The following is a 25106-nucleotide window of genomic DNA, read 5'->3' as shown; positions in this document are numbered from 1 at the left end:
CGGACACTGATTTACGTTTGCTGATGATTAGCTGATTTGCCTCGAGGGGCTGCTGGGAGATGAGCACGGCCCGGGTTGCCTAAGCTGGTGATATGCGGATTCAGTACCGGCGCGTACCCCGGTCGAGTGCCCATCCCCGCGGAACAACGCCGGTCCCGGGGGCACTCCGGTGACCCGGTGGCACCAGCGCGCAGGCCGTATCGCCGTACTGACCGGCGCGGGAATTTCCACCGATAGCGGGATCCCCGATTTCCGTGGTCCGCGGGGAGTGTGGACCGAGGATCCGGTGGCGGAACTGTTGTCCACCTATGACAATTACGTCTCCGACCCGGCCCTGCGTGAACGGTCCTGGCGGGCCCGCCGTGACAACCCGGCCTGGGGTGCCGAACCGAACCCGGCGCATCTCGCGCTGGTGGAGTTGGAGCGGGCCGGACGCGCGCTCACGATCGTCACCCAGAATGTCGACCGCTTGCACCAGCGGGCCGGTTCGAATTCGCAGCGGGTGATCGAGATCCACGGCAACATGTTCGATGTGGTGTGCGTGGATTGCGCATATTCCGCGACCATGGCCGAGACGCTGGACCGGGTCGGCGCCGGGGAGCCCGATCCGCCGTGCCCGGAATGCGGCGGCATCCTCAAGGCCGCCGTGATCATGTTCGGCCAGGCGCTGGACCACCGCACCCTGCTCAAGGCCTCGCTGGCGGCCGAGACGGCGGATATCTTCCTCGCCGTCGGCACATCACTCCAGGTGGAACCCGCGGCCTCGCTCTGCGGCCGGGCGGTGGCCGCGGGCGCTTCGCTGATCATCGTGAATGCCGAATCCACACCGTACGATTCGATGGCCACCGAGGTCGTGCGTGAACCCATCGGCGAGGCGCTGCCCCGGCTTGTCGATTTGATCCTGGAGCAGTGAGGCGGGAGACGGAGTAATCAGGGTCGCCGGCCGGCCGAAGCGCCGGGCCGGATTCCGGCCGTCCGCGGCCGTGCGGAGCCCGTTACGCATACGGGAGGCCGGCCTGGTACGCCTTCCCCGGAGGGCCGGCAGCAGCGCGGGAGTCGAACCGGATTCTCCCGCTGCCGAGGTGGAATCGAGCGGTGGCCGTTAGCGGGCACCGCCCGAATCGATATGGTGGAGTCGAATTCCCGTGGGTCTACACCGGGCCGAGTACTCGGTCCAGGTAATCGTTGGCGAAACGGCCGTCCGGGTCATAGTGCCGGCGCACCGCGGCGAACCGGTCCCAGTCCGGGTAGCGCGCCCGCAGTGTCTCCGCGGTCTGATAGTGGCGTTTACCCCAGTGTGGACGGCCCTCGTATCGGTCGAAAACGGTTTCGCAGGCGCGGAAGAACGGTTCGTGTTCCATGCCTTCGTACTGGTGTACCGCGATATAGCAGGTCGCGCGGCCGCCGGCGGGGGAGAGGAAGGCATCGTCGCCCGCGACCCACCGCACCTCGATGGGCATCGGCGAATCGAAACGGCGCGCGGTTTCCTTGATCTCCCGGATCGCCTCGACCGAATATTCGCGGGGGATCGCATATTCCATCTCGGTGAACCGGAACAACCGCGGGCTGGTGAACACCCGATAGGAGCGGTCCACCTGACGCCGGTAGCTGAAGGCGTAGGCGGCGGCGCGCTGTAGCGGCGGGATGATGGCCGGGCGCCGGCGAGCCAGCCGGCACAGGGCGTCGCTGACGTAATTGGATACGGCGATATCGGCGAACCAGTCGACCGCCTTGTGTCGTGGTGCGGGCGGCAGGTCGACCCGATTGTTGCGTTTGGTCATCGCGATCGGGCTGTGGGCGAACATATAGAACTCGAAATGTTCGTTGCCGTCGACATAGGAGTCCAGATCGTCCAGGATCTCCGCCACCGGAACCGGCCGCTCTACGCCTTCGAGTACGAATGAGGGGACGAGTTGGAGGGTGAAGGCGGTGATCACGCCGAGCGCGCCCACGCTCACCCGCGCCGCCCGCCACGCCTCGGCACCGGACTGTTCGGTCAGTTCCACCGTTCTGCCGTCGGCGGTCATCAGCTCCACCCCGTGCAGTTGCGCGGAGAGGTTGGGTAGCCGGGCGCCGGTGCCATGGGTGCCGGTGGCGGTGGCGCCGGCGATGGTTTGGGCGTCGATATCGCCGAGGTTCGGGAAGGCGAGGCCGTACTCGTCGAGCCGGTCGCTGAGCGCGGCGAGGGTCATCCCCGCCTGGACCTTGGCCAGGCCGCTCTCGCGATCCACCTCGAGAACCCGGTTCATCCGGGACAGGTCGAGCAGCAGGCCGTCGGTGAGGCAGGTGCCGGTGAAGGAATGTCCCGATCCCGCGACGCGGACCCGATGCCCGTCCGCGGCGGCCCGGCCCAGCTCATCGGCCAGTTCGGCATGATCGCGCGGCGCGGCCAGCCGGGCCGGTGCGCATTGCTGGTCGCCGGCCCAGTTCACCCATAACTTGGTCACATGTCCAACATTAGGGGATGGTGTCTCCGGCTGCCGGGTAAACGCCCTGACACGGAGAAATCCGGACCCGTTCAGCGCCGCCGGGCCACGCACGGTTTGGCCGCTTTGGCCCGCTCCACCTCCGCAAGACTGAGCGCATTCACCGCCAGCGGTTGCGGGGGCATGTCCTGGGCGCGAATGCCGTTGAGGGTGATCGCCATATAGCGGCGCCAGATATCGGAATCGACCGGGCGGGCGAACTCGGCGAGCGAATCGACCATATAGATCAACGCGAACAGATCGGTGTCCTCGATCCCCGGCTGCAGTACGCCTGCGTTCCGGGCCCGCTCCATCACCGCCGCCACCGCCGGCCCGAGCTGTTCGCGCGGATGGGCGAGGCGATCGGGGTCGTCATGCATTTCGAGCATGACTTCGCTGAAACCGCGGTTGGTCGCCATATGCCGGCACGCGTAATCGAAGAGCCGTACGACCCCCTCCCACGGATCCGCAGTGGCGAGTGCGTCCTGTGCGGCCTGCGCGAATTCCCGGACATGCACGGCGAAGACCTCGGAAATCAGTTCCCGCTTGTTGGCGAACCGGCGATACACGGTGCCCACTCCGACCCCCGCGCGGTCGGCCACATCGTCGAGCGTGATCTCCAGTCCGCGGTCGGCGAACAGCTCCCGGGCCGCATCGATGATCCGCTGTTGATTGCGCGCCGCATCCACCCGGAGACGGCGCGTCCGGGGCGCAGTGGTGGCGAGGTTCACATCCGGAATGGTAGCAAGCTACGAATTAACGCAAACCGTTTCGATCCGGCCGAATGTAAACCCCCTCCCGCCTGCGGATACCGTTGCGGGGCACGATCCACGCGCACATCGCCGTGGAACGCAGGAGGTCCCGCAGCATGAGCGAACCAGTGCAGCCCGCACCGATCGATGCCGCCGTCCTGGCGGCCGTCGCCTGCGGCGGTGGGCTCGGTGCCGGACTGCGCTACTGGCTCACGCTCCGGATCCCGGTCCGGCCCGCCGGTTTTCCGTGGGCCACCTTTTTCGCCAACACCCTCGGCTGCCTCGCGATCGGCATCCTGATGGTGATCATCACCGAGGTGTTCGCGCCGCCGCGTCTGCTGCGTCCATTCCTCGGAATCGGGGTACTCGGTGGATTCACCACCTTTTCCAGTTACAGCGCCGAGGTTCGTACACTGCTCGAATCGGGTGCCACCGGTATGGCGCTCGGATACCTCGGGGGAACCGTGGTGACCTGCCTGATCGCGGTTCTCGCAGGAATGACGGCCACCCGGTGGATCGCGGGGAGGCGCGGCGGGACAACGCAGTACGGCACGAGCTGAACGTAAGACGGACGAGCGAGAGGGGTCGGGTGATGGCGGTATCGGTGGGTCCGGAACATCGGCGGCGGCCGGGTACCGGATGGAGTGGCCGGTGACCGCGGTCTGGGTGGTGCTGGGCGGAATGCTGGGTGCGCCCGCGCGTTATCTGCTCGATCGCCTGGTCACTGCGCATACCGATTCCCGGCTTCCGCTCGGCACGCTGCTGGTTAATATTGTGGGCTCGGCGCTGCTGGGTGCGTTGATCGGGTCGGGTGTGAGCGGCGCGGTGGCCGCGGCCGCGGGAATCGGATTCTGCGGTGCGTTCACCACCTTCAGCACGTTCGGCTACGAGACGGCCGGGCTCGCCACCGGTGGTTCCGCCGGGTACGCGTTCGGCAATATCGTGCTCAACACCGGGATCTGCCTCGGCGCGGTCTATCTCGGCGCTGCCGCCGCGGGACTGTTCGGATGATCACGATGACCAGCCGGGTACGGCCGACCACGAAGGGAGCTCCGAACATGGCGCACAACCGAGCCGGGCGGCCTGCCCGCCCCGGCGATCTGGTGGACGTGCCCGGGCTGGTGACCGCGTACTACAGTCGCGTTCCCGACCCCGCCGAACCCACTCAGCGGGTCGTCTTCGGAACCTCCGGGCACCGCGGTTCGAGCCTGGACGCCACGTTCAACGAGGCGCATATCCTGGCGATCACTCAGGCCGTCGTCGAATACCGTGCCACGCGCGGAATCACGGGGCCGGTGTATCTGGCCCGCGATACTCACGCCCTGTCCGAACCGGCGTGGACCACTGTGCTCGAAGTGCTCGCGGGCAACGATATCGGCGCCGTGGTGGATTCCCGCGGCCGCTACACCCCGACGCCCGCGCTCAGCCACGCGGTGGTCCGGCACAACCGCGACAGTTCCCGTCCACAAGCCGACGGCATCGTCGTGACCCCGTCGCACAACCCCCCGCGCGACGGCGGTATCAAATACAACCCGCCCCACGGCGGCCCGGCCGATACCGGCGCCACCGACGCCATCGCCGAACGCGCCAACGAATTGCTGCGCGGCGGCCTGGCCGGGGTGAAACGGGCCGCGCTGACGCAGGCGATGGCCGCCGCGGGCCGTTACGACTTCCTCGACCACTACGTCGCCGATCTGCCCGCGGTGCTCAACCTCGACGCCATCCGCGGCGCGGGGATCCGGCTCGGCGCCGACCCGATGGGCGGTGCCAGCGTGGACTACTGGGAGGAGATCGGGCAGCGCTACGACCTCGAGCTCGAGGTCGTGAACCCGACGGTCGACCCCACCTGGCGGTTCATGACGCTCGACGGCGACGGCCAGATCCGGATGGACCCTTCGTCCCCGCATGCGATGGCCTCGCTGGTGTCGATCCGCGACGATTACGACATCTCCACCGGTAACGATGCCGACGCCGACCGGCACGGCATCGTCACCCCCGACGGTGGCCTGATGAACCCGAATCATTTCCTCGCCGTCGCTATCGACTACCTGGTGGCGAACCGGCACCGCTGGGACGCGCTCACCAAGATCGGCAAGACCGCCGTGACCTCGGCGATGATCGACCGGGTCGTGCGGGTGCTGGGACGTGATGTCTACGAAGTGCCGGTCGGGTTCAAATGGTTCGTACCCGGCCTGTTCAGCGGCAGTCTCGCCTTCGGCGGTGAGGAGAGCGCCGGCGCCTCCTTCCTGCGAATGGACGGCTCCGTGTGGACCACGGAAAAAGACGGCATCCTGCTCGCCCTGCTGGCCGCCGAGATCGCCGCCGTCACCGGTCAGAGCCCCTCGGCCCGCTACCTCGAACTGGAACGCAACCACGGCACTCCCGCCTACGCCCGCATCGACGCCCCCGCCGACGCCGAGCAGAAGAAACTGCTGTCCGCTCTCGACGCCGGTCAAGTGACCGCCACCGAGATCGCCGGCGAACCGATCACCGAAGTCGCCACCCGGGCCGGCGGTAACGGCGCTGCCCTGGGTGGTTTGAAGGTGAGCACCGAAAATGCCTGGTTCGCGGCCCGCCCGTCGGGCACCGAGAACAAGTACAAGATCTACGCGGAGTCCTTCCACGGACCCGACCATCTGGCGCAGGTCCAGGATGCGGCCCGCGAACTCGTCGGGCGAGTGCTGACGGCCGGCTGACGGATACGGGGCGAACCAGCGTTGGCCGCCGATTCGCCCCTGCCGTCCGCCGAAGATCCGGCCGAGGCCCCGGCCGGATCCTCCCTCTCACGCGGCGTCGAGTGCTGCGGTGATCTTGCGGGTCATATCGGCCAGCACGGGGCTCGGCCTGCCCTTCTGCGTCCGGGCAGCTGTTTCGACAGCTACGAGGACGGTGCTGCGGAAATTCTCCGCCTCCGCGGCGTCCTGCTGCTTCAGCAGCTGCATGGCCGCCGTCAGGGCAGGCAACACCTGGTCCGCGAGTTCGGCGACGTTCTTTCCCTTCAGCACGATCTCCTTCGCTTTGACTGCGGCCAGTACATGTCCGGCCTGGCCGGTTGCCGAGCCCAGCGCGATCGAGCCGCCGGTGGCGGCCTTGTGCGCCGAGCCGCCGGCAGTACCGGCGGCAGTGATCAGCGAGACGGCGCCGTAGGCGGCGGTACGCAGGGTGGACTTGTTCTGGTCGGTCAGGGTGATGGACATGGCGGTGGTACTCCTTCTCTGCGGTGAGCTCATGCCGGGACAGCGGATTCACTTGCCGGCAGCGGCTGCGGCCGCTTGCTCATGGGACTACTGTCACCGGCCGCGCTGATACCGGTCTGACACCGGCCTGACGCTGCGGCTGACACGATGCGCCGCTACGCATTCACGGCTGGGGAATTGTGACGGCCACCTCGGTGTTGGTTGCCTGGGTGAGTGGTGAGGCCGTAGCGAACGATCGATCCGGATCCGAGAATGCGAAGGAGCCGGTTGGGTCGAACGCCGTGGGCCGGCGCTCTGTGCTGGGGCGCTTCCGCCGCCGCGGCCACCGGGTGGGAAAAGCGGACAGGCCGCCGCTGCCCAGCGAGATCTGGGTGCTCATCGCCGCCGCGTTCTGTGTGGCGATCGGGTTCGGCCTGGTCTCGCCGGTGCTACCGCAGTTCGCGCTGAGCTTCGGGGTCGGGGTGGCCGCCGCGTCCGCGATCGTCAGCGCGTTCGCCGCTATGCGACTGCTGTTCGCGCCGGTCAGCGGGCGGTTGGTGCAGATGCTGGGGGAGCGGCGGATCTATCTGGTGGGGCTGCTCATCGTCGCGCTCTCGACGGGCGCGAGTGCCTTCGCCCAGACCTACTGGCAGCTGATGGTGCTGCGTTCGTTGGGCGGAATCGGATCGACCATGTTCACCGTCTCCTCGATGGCGCTGGTGATCCGGCTGTCCCCGCCCACCGAACGCGGCCGGGTCACCGGGTTGTGGTCGACATGTTTCCTGATCGGCGGACTGTCCGGACCGCTGGTCGGCGGGGCGCTGGCCGGGTTGGGCCTGCGCGCACCGTTCCTGATCTACGCGGTCGCGCTGCTGGCCGCCGTGGCGGTGGTGTACTTCAACCTGCGGGACTCGCGGATCACCGAAACCGAATCGGCCGCCGACGCCGCCACCGTGAGTTTCGTGCAGGGTCTGGCCCGGCCCGAATATCGCGCGGCCCTGTGGTCCAACTTCGCCAACGGCGCCGCGGTGTTCGGCGTCCGGATGGCACTCGTCCCCTTGCTGGTGGTGGAAGTCCTCGGCCAACCGTCCGGTATGGCCGGGGTGGCGCTCACCGTTTTCGCCGCCGGTAACGCGACCGTCCTGTTCTTCTCGGGCCGGCTCTCCGACACCTACGGCCGGCGCCCCCTGCTGATCTCCGGGGCCCTGGTGTGCGCGATCGGCACCACCGGTCTCGGTCTGTCCCCGAACCTGGCGTGGCTGCTGGTCACCTCGTTCGTCGCCGGTGTCGGATCAGGCCTGTTCACCCCCGCCCAGCAGGCCGCCGTCGGCGATATCATCGGCTCCCGGGCGCGCGGCGGCACCATGCTCGCCGGATTCCAGATGTCCCAGGACCTGGGTACCGTCCTCGGCCCCATCGTGGTCGGCGCCATCGCCCAGCAGCTGGGCTACGGTGCCGGGCTCGCCGCCACCGGTTCACTGCTGGCCGTGGCCGCTATCGCCTGGTTCATCGTTCCGGAACCGATGAAACGTGCGAGCCTCGATCCCGAACCGGAGCCGTCCGGGCCGGCCGAACGTCCGGAGCCGACGGTGGTGGAGCCTGCCGGAGACGCGCACAACGCCACCTCCGCGGGGATGGTAGACGCCGACTACACCGGACACGATGCCGCGAACTCGAAGCACTGAATCCCCGCGCCACCGGGTGCGCGTGACCGATTCGCCCGGATGCGGCAGAGTGGTCGCGTGAGCAAACCGCCGTCCGATTACACCCCCCGGCCGATGTCCAACGGAACCACCTACGCCCTGGGCGGGGTGGCCCTGGCGCTGATCGCGCTGATCGTCTTCTTCGCCTTCCGCTGGGGGACCGGCGACGCCGCGGTGCGCAACGACGGCTACGGATCGGTCCGCAACACCGAGGTCACGGCCGCGGTGCAGAGTGACGGCGGCGTGCGCCTCGGCCTCCCCGAGGCCCCGAAAACCCTCGAAATCTACGAAGACCCCATGTGCCCCGGCTGCGGCAGCCTCGAACGCCTCTACGGCCAGGAGATCGCCCAGAAAATCGACGAGGGCAAACTCGCCGTCCGCTACCGATTCGTGAACTTCCTCGACCCCAAATCCGATAGCGGCGACTACTCCACCCGCGCCACCGCCGCCCTGCAATGCGTCGCGGAGACAGGCTCCGGAGTCACCTACTCGAAGTTCCACGACGCCCTCCTCACCAGCCGGCAGCCGGAGGAAGGCTCCGGCCTCACCGACGACGAGCTCGCGACCATCGCCACCGAATCCGGCGCGCCCCGGTCCGCTCGCGACTGCATCACCACCGGCGCCCGCACCGACCAGGCCCGACAGCAGGCCACCGCGGCTGTCGAAGACCTGAAAACAGCCCTCGACGGCGACGCCGCCACCCCCAGTGTGTTCGACGTCGCAACCAAGCTCGACACCCAGAACCAGGAATGGGTCCAGCAGGTCGCCCCCTGACCTCGCCGTTCACCCGGAATCCAGCCGATTTGGTGCCTGACGTGGAGGTGGTGTAACTTCGTTCAGGCAGCCGGGGAACCGGCAGCAACCATCCGGGGCTATGGCGCAGCTGGTAGCGCACCACACTGGCAGTGTGGGGGTCAGGGGTTCGAGTCCCCTTAGCTCCACCAGGGGTTATATGTTTCTCGCATGACGAAACAACCTGGATTTACGACACTTTCTACGACAGTTGACCCTCACACTGAAATTCCGGTGTGGGGGTCATTTTGTATAAGTGTGGGGGTCATCGAATCGGGTCCAGATTGCTCTATCTCGGCCCCGCATCCACCTGTAGAGTGTGCCCCAAATCACACCAGCCCTCGCTGTCCGTTCGACCCCCTGCGGTGAGGCGTGCCGCCAACGGCCGATAATCCCGTTGCTGTGTAGGTGGCCATGTCGACGACCGGGATATGGGGCGGCTGCTCGCTTCGTGGTGGGACTGCTGCACGATTAGGCGACAGTGTGACCTGCACCTATCGGTGCACAAGCCGGTCCGGTAGGAATTTGAGCATGTCAGACATAGCCGATCGAGGACCCGCTGCCGTGCCCCGTCCGGCGCGGTGTAATCACCTCCGTGCCGATGACCGCGGCTACCGCTCATCGCGACGATTGACCAGGGGCCGTCACCAGACTTCGGCACTCTTTCCGAACAGCGCAAACTTGCCTTGGCAACGTTCGATCTCTGCGCTGTGTGCGCGCTGCCGTTCCGTGATGAGCTGCGTTGGCAGGTGATGTTCGAGGAAACGGACGAGGACGTCACCACATCCGAAGCGCCCGTACACGAGATCTGTGGACTGTATGCAGCGCAGATCTGCCCGTTCGTATCTTCGCCGTATGCCCGGCTGAGTCGAGGTTAAGGGCGTAAGGGTGAGCGTCGAGCCGAGTTCGTCGTACTGGGTGGGTATCAGGAAACCATGGCCGTCCACGGCAAGACATCCGACATTCAGTCAGATGCAGTCCTGCATTCGACATGGGCGGTTACGTGCGTCGGTACGTCTTGCGTACCAGAGAGGACGCCGCGGCAGCGTATTCCGCAGCCTTGGCGACAGAAGGCCTGATAGAGCTCGATCAACAGGAACCCCAGATAGTCGAGCTCCTGTGTAGTCCGACGGAGCTCGAGAGCGAGGATTCTGGGGCTGTCATGGCTGGCGCAGCGTGGCAGATAGGGGCGGCAAGCAGCCGCTAGGCGCAACAACCGACGTTGAGATTTCTGCGGTCGGGCAGAGTGGTTGGTGGTCGGGGTCAGTAATAGCCATTGAGCATTTCGGTGGACCAGGGGGCTTGCCGGACGTCGCCGCGGGGACCGAATTCAGTGAACCAGGGTTTGATGTCGAGGACGGGGGTCCCGTCGACGGCATCGAGTTCGGCGACGTGGAGGTCGAGGCCGTCGATGTGGAGTAGTCTGGTGCGGGAGACGCCGAGCCAGTTGATGCGGCGCATGTTGCGGTGGCCGAAGATGCCGACTTTGGGCCAGTCGGGGTTGTCGCGTGCGCTGTGGGCCGTGCGCTGTGGGCGCCGAAGTGGAGGTCGGTGAGGTGGAAGCGGAACACGATCTCGAGGTGGCTGAACTCTTCGAGGCCTTGGACGGACTCTTCGGTGAATCGGGTGTCGTCGATGCGGATGATGGTTTCGGTGCCGCCCCAGTGGTCGTCGGTGGGTTCGCGGCGTCCGCCGACGACGTGCGCGATCGGGACCACTTCGTAGGTTTCGTCGGCCATGAGACTCCTGCCGCCACACCAAGCCTCACCCCGGCGGACGGCGTGATCGACTAGGCCGACTCCGTGCCGACTAGCCGGAAGTGGGCCTCGAATTAGAAGACTAATTCCCGACGCAGGACACTAGATGGGATTGAGGTTAAACCGCCTCAGCCTCGTCGCCGGTGGTGGACTGAAGTGAAGCCGGCAGCAAATCGCTGTACTCTTCGCGTACGTACTTGAGCCCCTCAGCGATGGAGGGATCGTGTTCGAGTGCGGAGGTGACAAATTCGAGCCGTCGCTGATTCTCGGCGATGATGTCGCTCCATCTGCGTACATACACCCGCATCTGAGGGAGTCCGGGCTCATGAGGCGGCTCGAACACGAGGCCCGTGGATCGGTATTCCTCCTTGATACGCCGCCGTACAACGTCGTCAAAGTCGTTGACGACCAGGATGATGTCCCAGATGGCGTTATCGGACTTGAACGCGTTGTTTGAGAGTACGGCGTTTGCATAATCTTCGACCTGGTCGACTTCTTTGCGCCCGATGGTGATGTCAGGTGCCTTGAGTTCGACGATCAAGTGGCGTAGGCGGTCGTGCTCGCTTGCCTTGGCGGCTAGGTGTAGATCCGTGCGGCCTGTCTTCCCGTCCCAGCGTCGTACGGTCTCGACATCCCTGGACGGCAACCCTTCAAGTTTCAGGTGGTTGCGGAGTAGCTCCGTCAGGCTTCGCTCGCTACTCATAAGGTGATAGGCCTCGCCGAAGATCCAGAGATGGTGCTCGAGAATCTTGTGGAGGTGGTCACGTTCGCCTATGCCACCAGAATCGTTCGGGTCGAACAGCAAGTGTCGGAGTCCTGCGAGGAACTTGTGGCGATTCGCGATGAGGTTGGCCGATCGGATGATCGCGGGCAGGGTCGTTTCGCGCAGTAGCTTGGTCAGTGTGTCGCGATCGTCCTCGCTGAGCGACACGACTTCGTGGAGGATGGTGGTCAGTTTCTCAGGGTCGTGATGCAGCGCGTTCTTCAGTAGGTTGAGCGTCAACTGTGCTTCGCGCTTCGACTTCGGAATCTGGTTCGCTATTGTCCCGGATATAGCGTCGAAGACTGCCCGTTCGGCTTGTTCCGCCTCGGTCGTCGGTGCGCTGTTGTACGGGTAGATGCCCTTATCGCGCCACTCTTCGATCTGCTCGCGTCGGCGCTCCCGTCGGCGGGCGTTGAAGTGTTCGCGAACGGCACGTCGGACCGAATTCCAGAGTTCGCCGACATTTCCCGGGGCCATCTCGTGGAGGCCCAGGAGGCCGAGCTCCTCGTGCCCTAGTCCGTTCCAGGTCACGTACGCGGAGAAGGAGAACAGCTTGTCGATGCTGTCGCCGGACGTCTCGTATTGGAAATGGTCGGCATCGGGGCCAACGTATATCGCACGATGCTGGCCGGTGCGCCATTCAATGATGCGTACTGTTGCACTCTGGGAGTTGTTCTCACCGAAGGTGATCGCGATTGGGGTGTCGTGCATGATCTCTTCGGCAGGGTCGAGTGTGGATCCGTCGTAGGTGATCGTGAGCGTGTCATCGTTGAGGAGCACGGGTGCGAAGTGCGCGCGCAGGGTTGCGATGATGTCCTTGGCCTCAAGGGCACCGAGGGATCGTTGTTCGTCGTTGACAGCGGTGACTGTTGTTCCGCTTGCGCGTTCGTCGCCGGATGCTGGGCGGCGATCCCAGACGAAGCGATCGCGCTCACGGCGGTTGCCGGAGATCGTGATCACCTCGTGTTCGCCCGTGATCGATGTGCTTCTGCTCGCCCACGTTACGCGTGATCCGAGCGCCAGCGCTCGGAGACGCCCCTCGCCCAGCTTCCCGTGGAGGGTGCGCATGTCGTTTTTCGACTTCTCAGTGAGCTTTTTCCATGAGCCGCCGATCCGCCCAAAGGTGGACGCGACTTCGTCTCCCGTGATTCCGTGGCCGTCATCGACTACCTGCACCTCTTGGATGGCCTCCGAGAGACTGCGTTTGAGAACAACATTGACGTTTGTCGCCTCAGCGTCGATCGCGTTCCATACCAGCTCGACGACCGCACGGACGGGGTCGCCCTCGTGGGCGATCCGCGCCACATGATCATCGCTGGCCTGGAGCCGTAGATCTGCCATGCTACGAAGCGTAGGGCAGTGCGTAAGTTCCCGTGCTGGCCCGCCGGCAAATCGTAGAAATATCGTAGAACCACACACCGGTCACCGGCGAACGTCAGATCAACTTGGGCGCCCCAGGATGCTGTGGGTCGCTTGCCCCTATCCCGTTCTCCAGGAATGGGCTTACCTCACCATGCCAGGTGACGAGGAGCTGTTCCCGAGCTCGGGTGCAGGCCACGAACAGGAGGCTGCGCTCGCGGAGGATGTCGAGGTCGTGGGTGTGGGGATCGTCCTTGAGGGAAGTTACCGCTGACGCCGCGGGGATCATGCTCTCGCCGACGCCGGCGACTGCCAAGCAACGGAATTCGAGACCCTTCATGCGGTGCATGGTGCCGATCGAGACAGATCCCGGTGTGGTCGTACTCTTGGCCAGCAGACTGGCGGGGATCTTCGAGTCCGCGAGACGGTTCGCGATCTGATCTCCCAATCGCTTTGTGCGGGTGGCTATCCCGATATCCTCCGGAGCCACCCTGTCTTCTGTCCAGCTGCGGATTTTCGCGGTGATGTGGTCGAGTTCGGCTTCGACCGTGGAGAAGCCGGCTACCTCCGGTGGATCACCGTGGACTTCTGACCGGCATCCTGCGAGGGATTCGATGCCACCATCCATATCGTCGAACTCAGTGCCGTGCAGCAGTCCGAGGCTCCAGGTGAGGATCTCGGCTGTGGTGCGGTAGTTGATCGAGAGCCGCCGCGATCTGCCAGCGATATTGATGCCGACATCGCGCAGGCTGACGTGGTTGTCGTAGATGCGTTGGTGGGTGTCGCCGGCCAGGAACAAGTCGTTCGGTTGTTCGGCAACCATGGCGCGTAGGAGCCGCCATTGGTCGGGGCTCAGGTCTTGTGCTTCGTCGACGATGATGTGCCGGTAGGGCTTCTGCGCGCTCTCCTGGAGAAGGCGGGTGGCCTCGCGGCGGATGGTCTCGTGGGTCCAGAAGCCGCGTTCGCTCAGGAGATTCTCGAATGCCTGGATCGCGGACCAGACCTGGAGTTTTTGCGTTGCGCCGAGCCTTCGACCGCGACCGCGCCGACGGGCGCTCAGGTACTCGGCTTCGTTACCGATCTGTTGGGCGAGTACCACGTTCCGCCACTCCTCGGCGAGGAAAGTTTCGGTGAACGGGGTGGAATGAGCGGACTGGGCCTCGCGCCACAGCGCCGTCTCCTCAATGCTTTTCAGCATCCGCGGTGCCCCGTGGCGTTCACGGAAGATGCGGTGTGCGATCCGGTCGATGTTCTGGACGACGATGCGGGACGCGTGTGCGGGATCGTCGACCAGCATGAGCAGGCCGTCCTCGAGAGATTCTGCGAGTGTGGAAGTGAAGGTAGTGACCAGCACTTTCCCTTCGCCGAGCTCGGCGAGTCGCTTGGCGCGGTGCAACGCCACCACGGTCTTCCCGGTGCCCGGGCCGCCGGTCACGCGGACCGGTCCGTTGTATGTGCCGTCGACGATGGACTGCTGGGCGGGATGCAGGTAAATCCGCCACAAGGCGAATGGGTCCGCGAAGACTGCCATGAGTTCGTCCGGTCCGTCGACCAGCAGGATGCGTCCCGTGCTGCGTTGCACAGCCGCGTCCAAGTCGTTGGTATCGACCGGTTCAGAGAGCAGGTCGGCGCCGAGGTCGGCCCATACTTCGTCGGCCGTCATTCCCGCTGCCAGGCCGTACAGCACCTGCCACTGCGTGGTCGGCAGGAAGTCTTGTGCCGCCTCCAGAGTCTCCACCGTCGTCAGCGCACGGGCGAAGGCGAGGGTCCGCTCATCGATGCCGAGCCGTTCCATATCGGTGTCCTTGATGCCCGCGAACAGCCGTTCCGTTGTCTTCTCGGCCGCTGCGCTCACGGCGGGCAGGGCCTCGGTCAGGGCCACTTCGTCGCGGATTTCGATGCCGCCGGTCGCTCGGTTCACCGAGACATCGCGCCGCTGTGCCCAGGCGTAGGCATCGTCGTGCGGCAGTACCTTCAGAAGGGTGTAGGTATCCCCTGTTTCGGGCGCCAGGACGATGCCACGCCAGAACTTGTCGATGCGCACCGATCGGAATCGTGAGTTCCGGGCCTTGTTGAGTTTTTCGAGGTGGATGCCGGCATGCGTGGCTGTTTCGAACTTCTCGAAGACGGTGGCCACCTTGTCTTGGAGGGGCCGGTCCAGCCGACCGAAGTCGAGCAGGAAATCCTTGTCGATAGCGAGGCGGGCCATCACCCCTCCTTACTGGTTGCGGCGATTCTGGCCGCGAGATCGTCGATGGCGGCGAGCAGCTCGGACGGACGCAGCGAGAGATCCAGGACGTGGCAGTGGATGGTGATCGAACTGCCCCGTACCCGGTAGTCGCGGGTGGCGGCGTTGCCCTTGGCATACACGAGGTGTCCATGGTCGAGGCCGGTCACGGTGCAGTAGGCCAGCATCTGATACAGGTCGGCATCAGGGAACCCGGCCGGTGATTCGATTTTGTATTTCGCGTCGACGACAGCCTGGGGTGCTCGGTTTCGGTTCAGCCACATCAGGTCCGGACGCATGAGCACCTGTGCGGCTTCGTCCATCGGCATCCGATACTGGAGCGCGCAGTGCCCGCCGTGCGGGGCAAGTGATTCGCTCAGCGCGGTGCAGACGAAGTCCTCGTAGATCCGCCACATGTCGAACATATAGCCGGTGACAGTGAGAGAGCCGAAGCGGTGCCCGAAGGATTCCGCGCTCAGCGCGATCTCGGCCAGGCACAGAGCGTTGTGGAAGCGAGCGTTGAGGCGCGTTGGCTGCCAGGGCGGCAGCGCCGCGCCACGCGGCAAGAGGGTGACATCGGCCAGAGCGGCCCGCAGCCGATGCAGGCGCCGACGAGCGGATTCGGTGATGCGTGGCACCGTAAGCAGGCGCGTGGTGGCGAGGAGCAGGATTCGGTTCTCGTCCGTGTCGGAGGTGAACTCGTCGTATTCGACCGCCAGCGGTAGCGGCATTCCGAACCGTTGGTTCATCTGCGCACTGGCGAGAAGCCGGCCCCGCAGCACCGGCAAGGTGTCGCTGACAGTTCGGTAACCCATCAGCAGTCCTCGCTCCGCCGCTCGGGTAGCGGTGCGAGAGAAGGCTTCTGCGAGCGCCGGGAACAGTTCGTCGGCCGGCTCGAGATGGACCAGGTCGTCCCGCCAGATGTCGGGATTGCGCGAGTAGCCGGCCAGGAATACGAGCCGGTTCAGATCACTGACCTTCGGCAGGACCAAGATCTCCCGGTCGGCAAGGGCGACCGCACCAACCTTCCGTCCGGCTGCCACGTCGTACTCCCCAGGAGTTGTGGTGGGCACGACCGTAGCGATGCCGAGCCGACGAACTGCGGTGTATTCGGGGTCGGTGAGCGCGATGCGTTGCGGGGGATCACCCTCAGTCAGCGTCAGGCGGCGATTCATCGACCTGCTCGGGGTTCTCGGGAGGGAGCTGGATACTGCGGCGGATGGTATCGAGCCCGTATGTCTGTGTAACGTCCATCGTTCGATCTCCGTAGTGGTGCTCCTCGAGCAGCGGGAGAATCGCGGTCCGCCACACCCTTTCGAAGCCGCCCGGCGTATGGACAGCGGGCCGCATGAAGTACGACGGGCCGATCTTGAAATCGGGATCCTCGATGCGTGCGTTGAGGGCATCGAGGAGATCGGCGGCCGTGCTGTCGTAACCGGTCACGGCGAGCCATCGACGCAGCACGTCGTTCGTCGGGGGTTCGCTGGGGTGAAGGGGAACGAAGGCGAAACGCCGGCGCATGGCGGCATCGACCAATGCGATGGACCGGTCGGCGGTGTTCATGGTGCCGATGATGACGAGGTTCTTCGGCAGGGAGAATTCCCCCTCGGACTCCGACCGGTACAACAGATCGATGGCGGTATTGCGATATTCCAGCAGGAAGTACAGCTCGCCGAAGATCTTGGCGAGGTTGCCGCGGTTGATCTCGTCCATGATGAGCACGTACACAGCGGTCGGATTCTCCACCGCCTTGTCCACGATCCGGCGCAAGGGACCAGGCTTGAGGTCGAAGCCGATCTGGCCGTTACCGGTGGGAACCGGGCGGTAGCCTTCGAAGAAGTCCTCATAGGAATACGCCGGATGGAACTGCACGACAGTGACATTGCCGTCGGGCGCGATATGCTCGGCGATCTTCTGCGCCAGATAGGTCTTCCCGGTGCCGGGCGGCCCATAGAAGACGAGCTGAGGACGGTCGCGGAGCAGCTCGATGCATTCCTGTAGCCACGCTTGTGGGACATGAAGTCGTTCCGCCAGTTCCGGGGTGGCGTCGGGCAAGTTCGCCGATTTGGCCAAAGGAGGGCCATGTCGGCGCTCTGTCAGGGTGCGCAGCAGGTCGATACGGGCGGACAGGTCAGCGACGTCGCTCGGACTGTCCAGCAGCGCCGTCAGCTCTTCGGGGACATCATCGAGTGGGATCGAATGCGGTTCCCATTTCACGGTGCGGCGCAGATTGGACAGGCCGTCTTCGCTCTTGGTGTATTCCGCGTCGCCGGTAATGGTGCCGAAATACAGGCGTCGCTGACTGAAGGTCACCACGAAATCGCCGGTATGCATGCGGGCGAGGAAGGCGTAGAACTCGTCGAACTTGTCCTGCCGCGCCGCGTAACCGGAGGTGCGGTAGTCCTCCTCGATGTAACCCTTGAGTTCCTCGCGGGTGATGTCGGATTCCACCGGTCGAAGCAGCCGCGCCGACAGCGACACGATGCCCTTCTCCCGCCACTTCGGCACCAGGTCGTAGCCGAGCACATTGGAGCCACGCACCCGCCAGGCGTGTTGCACGGTATCCGTCGGAGCGGCCGGCTCGGACGGTGGATCCCAGCGTTCCTTCCATGGAGTGCGGTAGAAGTCGACCGGGCCGCCTTGCTCCTGAATGAGCGCCTCGTTGATGTCGTGCAGATCCTCGTCGACGTCATCGGGGGCATGGTCCAGGTAATCCGCGAAGGCATCGCGAATGCGGCGCCGATGCGCCGGGCTGACAATGGGCAGATAGAAGCTCGGAAACGCCAAGTACAACAGAGATTGGCGCTGTGCCGCCTGCCCTGTTTCGACGGAATTCGCCGCATCCCGGAAGGCCAGCGGATTATCCAAAGCGAGGCGCCGCTCACTCTCGGGAAGGTCCATGAAGTACGAGGCGAACTCGATCAGGTACTGAAGTTGAACCCATCGATAGTTGTTGAAGGCCTGGCCACCGTGATACACGCCGCCGGCACGAAGCGTGTCGGCGATATCCTGAGGAATGGAAATCGGGGCGGCGCTCATCGCGAGCACGGCTTTCAACTGCTCGATCTTTGTTTCACCTCTGAGGTTGACGATCGGGAGCAGGTTCAGCAGGAGTAGCTCCGCGAACAATTGCACCGCGGACGGTGATGTGTTCGCCAACTGCTTGCCGAGCTTGTCGAAGAAACTCCCGGCCCCGGCGTCGGGGCGATCGACGAAATCGCGTCGAAGTTCGGCCAGGTTGTCCCGCGTCCATACCGGATGGGACGGAGTGAGTATCGAGCCGCCCGCGCCGAGACACTCCTCGATCATCCGACGGCCGAGCGAGGCCACAGCGACACCGGCCGGCCGGCCCAACGATGCGGAAACCGGATCGGTCATTCCTGCTCTCCTAGAGCTGAAGTCGTGAGCTCGTCAAAGGGCGAGCGGTACGGCACACCGGTGCGTTCGGCTTCGGTCATGGCGTCGTAGATCTCTAAGATCAGACGCTTGGTGCGGTACTCGCCATGGGCGGCCTCGTCCTTGCGTTTGACGATGGGGAAGGTGTCCATGATGTACTCGACGTCGTCTCGGGGGATGCCGTACAGGTGAAAGAAAGCGGCATCAAGTTCTGCACGGAGGGCGTCGCGGATAGGCTGACCTTCCCAAATCTTCAAGAGCCTCTCGGTTCTTGCTGATATCCACTCAAGAGGAGTTTCTCCAGGGACCCATGGAGCAGGATCAATCAGTTTAGCAGGATGGGGCATTGGAAGCTGCTTTACCACGCTGAACTGAAGATGCATATTGCTCAGTTTTTGTCGCGTGACAAAATCGAAAGCGAAAGACGAGAAGGCTGCTGAAAAAGCGTATAACCTGGGTCCTGAAAGGCCGGTGACAATATCGTAATTCCCGATTCCTGCATAGTTCGGGACGACCGATCCTATCGCCGTCCGCGCGTCGGTGGTTCGCGTCACCCCTCGCCAAGCAAAATGTTCACCAGAGCCGATATCTGGTTCCGGGAGCTTCGACTCACATTCTCTGGAGTCAACCCAGTATCGCGGGAGGATAGTAAAATCCGCCCCTTTTTCTTCAGGTGTGACATCTCGGGGGGTGTCACTAGAATCATAGGTTGCCCATCGAGGGTCGAAATGGTGGATCATCTTTGCTTCGTACAGCGGAAGCATTCGATCGTCACCTCTCTTGAAGACGTTGCCATTCAGGACCCATCCAGACTCCTCTAGTTGGGTTCTAGTATGAAACATATGCGAGTCGACGTTCATCATGAACGTAAGGTGCAACTTGATTTTCCATGGATTGCCGTCCCGGTCGTTGTCGCGAATTAGCGCGGGGTTTTGACGGTAAACCCTGAGAGTGACATCGGCGTCACGTCGCGTTCGGAACACCGGGCAGGTGCCGGTATTGGGGTTGAGAAGCTCGATTTCTTCAGGGGTGAGGGTGAAGCGGGCGCCGTCGCGTTGTAGATCGGTCGGCTCGTGCATGAAGAACGCGAAGTCAGCTTGAGGTTCGCGACTGTCGCGTCCTGTGAGGGTGAGAAGACAGAACTTGAAGCTGCGATGCACTCCTGGGAACAACGGTTTGGAGTTCTCGAAGTCATACAGGCTGGCGATGGAGCCATGCTCGACCAGATCCTTGAAGAAGTATTGGTTGAATGAATCGGTCGCAATTCCGCTGGGCACGATGACTCCTGACCTCCCGGCCGGATTAATGTAATCGCGACTGAGCTCAGTGAATAGAGGTGCGGTATGTAGGCGACCGTAACTTGTAAGCGGGAATCGACCAGAGTTGTGAAAGAAGTGCTTCAGGCCGTCGACTTTACGCATCGCTGCGAGATAGCTAGTAAAAAGTGATGGATCATCGTGCTGCAGACTTCTTATTGCAAGGTCACGTTTGGACTTGATCGCCTCAGAGGAGATGTCTGGGCGTCGTGACGCAAAAAACTCTTGCGGATCGAACTGAACTTGGTCCCACGGTGGGTTGCCAAGAATTGCCGAGAACCCTGGTCCCGCTGCGGTTGTAGCGGCTGAACCATCTCCTCCGTCCGTAGGGAAAATGTGGGGAAACTCAAGGTGCCAATGGAAAAATCGGTATTCGGCCGCAAGTCGCGCCAGTTCTGCTCGCATGGCGTCATCGAGGGCGTTCTCGCCAGCAGCGAGTGCACCAAGGACAGCCTGGGTTATTGCTTTGGGTGCGCCTTGGTGTTTCGGCCATACGAAGGCTGCGCACCAGGCATCCGCAATGAGCCGTTGATGCCGGTACTCGTCGGACTCCGCATAGGCGCGGAGCCGTTGCTGCTGGACGTGGACATCGCTGAGCGACAGTGGCTTGGCTGCGATCACGTCTTCGATGCGGGAGCGGAGAGGCTCGTTGGTGACCCGGGCCGGGAGGTCGAACAGACTCTCTTGAGAGCCGTGTTCGCGTTCGGCCTTGTTCTGCTTCTTGATGGCGGCGCTGATCTTCTTGTCGTCGCCTTCGACGGGTTTGAACGCGTCGTCGGGTAGTTCTCGGCTCAGCAGCAGCGGCGTGGCGCCGACGAGTGCGTTGCCCACTTTGATCTGGGCGTCGAGGAATGCCAGGGGACGGCCCGGTTCGAGGGCCTCCATCCACAGCGACACCTTGGCCAGTTCGACGGAGAGGGGATTCACGTCGACGCCGTATACGCAATGCGACACCACGTCTCGCATCGCCGCACGCACTGCGGCCGGTGTCGGTTCCGGGTCGCCCGAGCGTATTGCGGCTACCCGCTTGGCGATGCGGCGAGCCGCGCCGACCAGGAAATGCCCACTGCCACAAGCGGGGTCACACACCGTTAGCTGAAGGAGAGTGGCTTCGGGGTTGTCGCTCTTCTCGGCATCGTCCAGCACGGGGTCGAGCGCGGTGTCGAGCAGTGATTCGACGAGGGAGGTCGGCGTGTAGTACGAGCCGGTGTCCTTGCGATCGTTGCCGGCCGCGATATCGAGGGTGTAGGCGTTGCGTGCCGGGTCCCACTGTGGCACGTATTCGAGCAGCGACTCGTAGATACTGCCGAGTTCTTCGGCGCCGAGGTTCCGATAGTCGACGACCCGCAACATCTGCGAGCCGGGCTCGCGCACGGTGGAGAGCTCTTTTGCCGCGGAGAGCAGAGTGTGATTGCTGAGGGAACACTCGGTGAGACGGTCGAGCTCTCCCTGCTCGAACAGGCCGCCGAGCCCTGGTAGGCCGAGTGCCGGTAGACCGTTCTCGCTACCCAGCCCGCGCCATACCAGAGTGAGTGCCCGCCATTTGTCGGGATGCCGATCACCGAAGCGGCGTTGCGCGGTGGAGCGCAACCTCGCGGTGGAGAAGTAGTCGGTGTAGCGCTGACGTGCCTCGGGTGGCGCGGACGGGTCCAGCAGCGCACCGCGGTCTTCGGCGACGAACGTGAACAGCATCCGGTACACCACGCGGAGCAGTGCATGATGCAGGTCTTCTCTGCTGAGCTTCCCGCTTCTCAGGTCGTCACGGAGGGTGGAGTTGTCGGGATGGGACAGGAATCCCGACCCGAATACGCGCAGTGCTTCCACCACGCCGTCACGCAGGAGATTCAATGCGCGTGAACCGGATTCGACAGATTCCGTGCGCCACTGCTCCAGCCGGCACGAAGCCGGCCCGATCTCGGGATCGCGTATCTCCAGCCGGGAGACATGGCACAGGGTGTAGAGAAGCAGGAAATCGGCGAACAGATCGCCCTCGAAGATCGCCTCCAGATCGAACTCGATATAGGCCGAACCGACCAGCGACGTCGAGTCGCGGAGCAGTCGCACGAGCCGACCGTTGGAGAGGATCGCCCACAGGTGCTCGTCCGAACGGTTGAGCGCTTCCTGCACCATGGCCTGAGGTGACGATCCAGCCGCGCCAGGTACTCCTTTGGTCCGAGTGTCCAAATCGACCCGGGCGCCCAGCAAGTGGATCGGCACGTTCTGCCACAGATGGGAGACCGGGTAGGACTCGCCCTCAGCAGTCAGGCCGCCCCTCGGCGTGCGCTGGACGCGGCCGTATCCGAGCTGATCGAGAAGAACCAGCGAAAACCGCTCGCGGGTCAGGGCAGTGGCCGCGTCTGTTTCCGGGAGCTTGTCCAGAGCATCACGGTAGGCGCGCCATACTCCCTGGAGATATGACCACACTCGGTTGGCGGCGTCACGCACCGACTCCCCGGCCGCCAGGTGGTAGTCGGAGGACTGCAGACCGCTCATCGAGCCGGGTCCGGGCTGGGTGAGCCGTTGCAGCAGATCCGCCGGTACCAGACCGCCCTGAATGCGAACTCCGACGAACGTATCGCTACTCACTCACGCACCTCCCACCGGCGGCACGAACACGAACGTGCCGAGCACGTCCGCGGCGGGCTCCGCCGTCACCTTCAAACCACGCACGATCTCCGACGATGCCTGCCGCACCCGCCGATGCGACTGCAGCAACCGGTCCGCCAGGAGCCGGCCATGCTCCTCGAGATGTTCACTCAACGCCTCGAGCCCGTCGAGGCTGCGTGAAATGAACTGCAATGCTTGCGCTTCGGGCACATTGCCCGATGGCTGCGCACCCAGTAGGGCCGTCGCCGCATACTCCTCCAGCCAGCGGGCCTGGGCCGGGGATCCTTGGAAAGCGAGCGCAGCGACGTCCTCGGCGACCAGCTCTCGGCTGCTGCCGCGCGCGGGCAGGTGCAGGTGGAACCGATAGCGCACCAGAAGCAGAGTGGTACGCGTGGTGACCGCCTTCGTTCGCACGACCGCGCAGCGGCGTGCGGGCCGGGCCTCGCCGTCGGCCTGGGAGTCGAGGGCGGATTCGAGAACGTACCGTGCGATGGCTTCCACAGAGGCATCCGTGCGGGCCAGCAATGCCGCGCCGGGAGCGATGGGAAGATCGCGCTGGAAACGCAGTGGATCCGGCCGATCCGGTGGAAGGGCATCTCGCACTCCGTCGGGCAGGGTCGCGAGGGTGGCCGTGAATCCGGTGGGCTCCGGAGTGACCGTCGAACGCAACGCTCGCAGCGAGTGCTCGACGAATTCCGCGACTTCCTCAGCGGTGCCGAGGGATTCACGGACCGCGGCGACCTCGGCGGCCACCTCTTCGGGCTTGATTGCGTGCTGGGCGTACTTCGTCCGCGCAGCCCGCTCCCGGTCGGCGGCCGACTCCCATTCGGAGTACAGCTCGAGCTGCTTGGACTGGATGCCCAGGTCCAGGCTCATCTGTTCGGCGTCGTTGCCGCGCAGCAGCAAGCCCTCCATGAGCGCGTCCACGACGGCATCGTTGGAGTCCGGTACCGGCACCGAGACACCCGTCGCCTTGCGGATGGCCTCGTGTTTGCGCAGCAGCACCTTGAGCACGATTTCGTCGATGTAGTTGTCTCCGCCCCACAAGGTGACCGCGCGGACCTGCTGAGCGCGCTGACCGAAACGGTCCACACGTCCCTCTCGCTGTTCGTGGCGGGTGGGGTTCCAGGCGAGGTCGTAGTGGACGACCGCTTGGAAGGCGTCCTGCAGGTTCACGCCTTCGGACAGACAGTCGGTGGCGACCAGCACATGCCGGCCGGGCGTGGCGGTCAGCTCGTCGATCCGCGCCACTCGCTCGTCAGGGGGCAGTGTGCCGGTGACCGCTCTGACAGTGACATTCCGGCCAAGTGTTTTCGTCAGTTCGTCGGCTACGTATTCCGCGGTGTCGATGAAGCGACAGAACACAATCGGATCACAATCCTCGGACAGGAGCCCCTTGACGACCCGGGTCAGCTCCTTGACCTTGTTGTCGGCTTTGCCTTCCAGTTTACGGGCCTCGGCGAGAAAGCCCCGCAGCCGGCGTTCCACCGGATTGGCGGCGCCTTCACCGGTGGTGGCGCCGGGTGTGCTGTCGGGAGACTCGCTGGATTCTTCGGCGAAGAGGTCCAGTACCACCGCGCGTCCGATGGCGTCGGCTTCCGAGGCCGAGCCGGCGGCGGCCGCGGCCGCGCGGGTCTGCAGTGTCTGCACCGCCGCGCGCGGCGAGGATGCGAGTGCGCGCAGCAGCGCGAGAGCCGACCACCAGTTGACCCGGCGCGCCAGATCGCCGCTGTCGGTGCGGACGGTTTCCCGCGCGTACTGGAGCACCTTGTCGAAGAGTGCCCGATACTCCGGACTCAGCGCGAAGGAAACCTCTTTGGTGAGACGGTCTTTCGGGAAGGGGGTGTCCTCGTCGAGGTACTGCCGGATGTCGGCACGTCGCCGTTGGACGAAATGCCGGGCCAGTCGTTCCCGGCCCTTCACGTGTTCCAGTTCGACGGTCTCCAACTCGGGATCCAGCAGGGCCAGCAGATTACGGAACGCCTGCTCGTTGCCGCTGTGCGGGGTCGCGCTGGCAAGGACCATATGCCGCGTTCGATCCGCCGCCAGGTCCCGGACGAGCTCGTAACGCTGAGTGCGACCGCTCGCCGCGCGAGTGCCGTCGGATACACAGGTATGGACCTCGTCGACGATCACCAGATCCGGGCATGTGCGCAGGAATTCGTGCCGGCGACGGGAGCTCTTGATGAAGTCTGTCGACACCACCGTCACCGGGAACCGCTCGAAGATCGATTCGGTGCCCAGCCGGGCGCGCTCGAGCCTCCGGACCGTGCTGGGCAGCACCAATTCCGCCTCGAGGCCGAATTTCTCGCGCAGTTCCCGCTGCCATTGCTCGGCCAGCGCGGGGCTGCACAGCACGCTCAGGCCCCGTGCCGCGCCCACTTCGAGGAGCTCGGTGGCGACCAGTCCGGCCTCGATGGTTTTACCGATGCCGACGTCATCGGCGATCAGCAGCCGGACCACCTCCTGGCGCAAGGCCATCATCAACGGCACCAGCTGATACGCCCGCGGCTGCACGGCGATCTTCGCCAGACAGCGGAATGGTCCCGCAGTGGAACGGAATCCGATGCGCAGAGCGCTGCGCAGCAAGCTCGCGCTGTAGTGATCGCCGAGATCAGCTGGATCAGGAGGAGGGAAGGTCGCGGGTGTCACGCCCTCACTGGCCAGTACACCCGCTATATCGTCTTCGGCGCCGCCCAAGGGGCGCAGCACCAGGAAGTCGTCGGTGCTGCCCGGCAGCACGATCCATTCCCGGCCTCGTGCCGACACCAGGTTGCCCGCGGCAAACCCCAT

Annotated in this window: 17 protein-coding genes and 1 tRNA gene; 8 read left to right on the top strand and 10 right to left on the bottom strand. The window is 64.5% G+C overall.

Annotated elements, in window-relative coordinates:
- Window positions 1-169: 169 nt before the first annotated feature.
- Window positions 170-913 (top strand): SIR2 family NAD-dependent protein deacylase, encoded by a 744-nt coding sequence (locus QH196_RS17705; protein ID WP_280416908.1) that lies wholly within the window; start codon window positions 170-172, stop codon window positions 911-913.
- 238 nt (window positions 914-1151) lie between these two features.
- Here QH196_RS17705 and QH196_RS17700 read toward each other — a convergent pair whose 3' ends face one another.
- Together QH196_RS17700 and QH196_RS17695 are read right to left on the bottom strand one after the other, a co-directional pair.
- Entirely contained in the window at window positions 1152-2447 is a 1296-nt protein-coding gene (locus QH196_RS17700; protein ID WP_280416907.1) for a D-arabinono-1,4-lactone oxidase, read from the bottom strand.
- A 71-nt stretch (window positions 2448-2518) separates the two neighbouring features.
- The gene (locus QH196_RS17695; RefSeq protein WP_280416906.1) at window positions 2519-3196 is read right to left on the bottom strand and encodes a TetR/AcrR family transcriptional regulator; all 678 of its coding nucleotides are present in this window, start codon (window positions 3194-3196) and stop codon (window positions 2519-2521) included.
- A 137-nt stretch (window positions 3197-3333) separates the two neighbouring features.
- Here QH196_RS17695 and crcB point away from each other — a divergent pair, with 137 nt between their 5' ends.
- The 3 genes from crcB (at window position 3334) to pgm (ending at window position 5913) form a co-directional block, all read left to right on the top strand.
- On the top strand, window positions 3334-3777 hold the full coding sequence (gene crcB / locus QH196_RS17690; protein WP_280416905.1) for a fluoride efflux transporter CrcB: 444 nt from the start codon (window positions 3334-3336) through the stop codon (window positions 3775-3777).
- 91 nt (window positions 3778-3868) lie between these two features.
- The gene (locus QH196_RS17685) at window positions 3869-4228 is read left to right on the top strand and encodes a fluoride efflux transporter FluC (protein WP_280416904.1); all 360 of its coding nucleotides are present in this window, start codon (window positions 3869-3871) and stop codon (window positions 4226-4228) included.
- 47 nt (window positions 4229-4275) lie between these two features.
- Complete coding sequence (gene pgm, locus QH196_RS17680) at window positions 4276-5913, top strand: phosphoglucomutase (alpha-D-glucose-1,6-bisphosphate-dependent) (RefSeq protein ID WP_280416903.1); 1638 nt, start codon at window positions 4276-4278, stop codon at window positions 5911-5913.
- Between the two features lie 87 nt (window positions 5914-6000).
- Here pgm and QH196_RS17675 read toward each other — a convergent pair whose 3' ends face one another.
- Entirely contained in the window at window positions 6001-6414 is a 414-nt protein-coding gene (locus QH196_RS17675; RefSeq protein WP_280416902.1) for a hypothetical protein, read from the bottom strand.
- Between the two features lie 329 nt (window positions 6415-6743).
- Between QH196_RS17675 and QH196_RS17670 the strand changes: the two genes are divergently transcribed.
- From QH196_RS17670 to QH196_RS17660, 3 genes are all read left to right on the top strand, one after another.
- Window positions 6744-8078, top strand: coding sequence for an MFS transporter (locus QH196_RS17670; protein WP_280416901.1), 1335 nt, complete (start codon window positions 6744-6746; stop codon window positions 8076-8078).
- A gap of 57 nt (window positions 8079-8135) precedes the next feature.
- Window positions 8136-8870 carry a DsbA family protein gene (locus QH196_RS17665; protein ID WP_280416900.1) on the top strand — a complete coding sequence of 245 codons (735 nt, stop codon included), beginning with the start codon at window positions 8136-8138 and terminating at the stop codon, window positions 8868-8870.
- A 94-nt stretch (window positions 8871-8964) separates the two neighbouring features.
- Window positions 8965-9040 (top strand) — tRNA-Ala (locus tag QH196_RS17660).
- A 1111-nt stretch (window positions 9041-10151) separates the two neighbouring features.
- Here QH196_RS17660 and QH196_RS17655 read toward each other — a convergent pair.
- The gene (locus tag QH196_RS17655; protein WP_280416931.1) at window positions 10152-10511 is read right to left on the bottom strand and encodes a TrmO family methyltransferase domain-containing protein; all 360 of its coding nucleotides are present in this window, start codon (window positions 10509-10511) and stop codon (window positions 10152-10154) included.
- Between QH196_RS17655 and QH196_RS17650 the strand changes: the two genes are divergently transcribed.
- Window positions 10418-10681 (top strand): hypothetical protein, encoded by a 264-nt coding sequence (locus tag QH196_RS17650; protein WP_280416933.1) that lies wholly within the window; start codon window positions 10418-10420, stop codon window positions 10679-10681. The genes QH196_RS17655 and QH196_RS17650 overlap by 94 nt on opposite strands.
- Window positions 10682-10763: 82 nt before the next feature.
- On the opposite strand, the gene QH196_RS17645 is transcribed toward QH196_RS17650, so the two are convergent.
- The 6 genes from QH196_RS17645 to QH196_RS17620 form a co-directional block, all read right to left on the bottom strand.
- Window positions 10764-12749 (bottom strand): ATP-binding protein, encoded by a 1986-nt coding sequence (locus QH196_RS17645; protein WP_280416899.1) that lies wholly within the window; start codon window positions 12747-12749, stop codon window positions 10764-10766.
- Between the two features lie 94 nt (window positions 12750-12843).
- Entirely contained in the window at window positions 12844-14976 is a 2133-nt protein-coding gene (locus QH196_RS17640; protein WP_280416898.1) for a UvrD-helicase domain-containing protein, read from the bottom strand.
- Window positions 14976-16037, bottom strand: a complete 1062-nt coding sequence (locus tag QH196_RS17635; RefSeq protein ID WP_280416897.1) for an McrC family protein — start codon at window positions 16035-16037, stop codon at window positions 14976-14978. The genes QH196_RS17640 and QH196_RS17635 overlap by 1 nt, the downstream gene beginning before the upstream one ends.
- A gap of 106 nt (window positions 16038-16143) precedes the next feature.
- Complete coding sequence (locus tag QH196_RS17630) at window positions 16144-18372, bottom strand: McrB family protein (protein ID WP_280416896.1); 2229 nt, start codon at window positions 18370-18372, stop codon at window positions 16144-16146.
- On the bottom strand, window positions 18369-22292 hold the full coding sequence (locus QH196_RS17625; RefSeq protein WP_280416895.1) for an Eco57I restriction-modification methylase domain-containing protein: 3924 nt from the start codon (window positions 22290-22292) through the stop codon (window positions 18369-18371). The genes QH196_RS17630 and QH196_RS17625 overlap by 4 nt, the downstream gene beginning before the upstream one ends.
- The gene (locus tag QH196_RS17620; RefSeq protein ID WP_280416894.1) at window positions 22293-25106 is read right to left on the bottom strand and encodes a helicase-related protein; all 2814 of its coding nucleotides are present in this window, start codon (window positions 25104-25106) and stop codon (window positions 22293-22295) included.

Origin of the sequence: Nocardia carnea (assembly GCF_029868325.1) — a bacterium.
GTDB lineage: Bacteria > Actinomycetota > Actinomycetes > Mycobacteriales > Mycobacteriaceae > Nocardia > Nocardia carnea_C.
This window is presented reverse-complemented; position numbering and strand designations above follow the sequence as displayed.

Bases quoted from the DNA above. Each gene is read 5' to 3' on its own strand.
- QH196_RS17630 (WP_280416896.1), bottom strand. From the start codon at position 18,372: ATGACCGATCCGGTTTCCGCATCGTTGGGCCGGCCGGCCGGTGTCGCT.
- pgm (WP_280416903.1), top strand. From the start codon at position 4,276: ATGGCGCACAACCGAGCCGGGCGGCCTGCCCGCCCCGGCGATCTGGTG.
- QH196_RS17675 (WP_280416902.1), bottom strand. From the start codon at position 6,414: ATGTCCATCACCCTGACCGACCAGAACAAGTCCACCCTGCGTACCGCC.
- crcB (WP_280416905.1), top strand. From the start codon at position 3,334: ATGAGCGAACCAGTGCAGCCCGCACCGATCGATGCCGCCGTCCTGGCG.
- QH196_RS17645 (WP_280416899.1), bottom strand. From the start codon at position 12,749: ATGGCAGATCTACGGCTCCAGGCCAGCGATGATCATGTGGCGCGGATC.
- QH196_RS17620 (WP_280416894.1), bottom strand. From the start codon at position 25,106: ATGGGGTTTGCCGCGGGCAACCTGGTGTCGGCACGAGGCCGGGAATGG.
- QH196_RS17640 (WP_280416898.1), bottom strand. From the start codon at position 14,976: ATGGCCCGCCTCGCTATCGACAAGGATTTCCTGCTCGACTTCGGTCGG.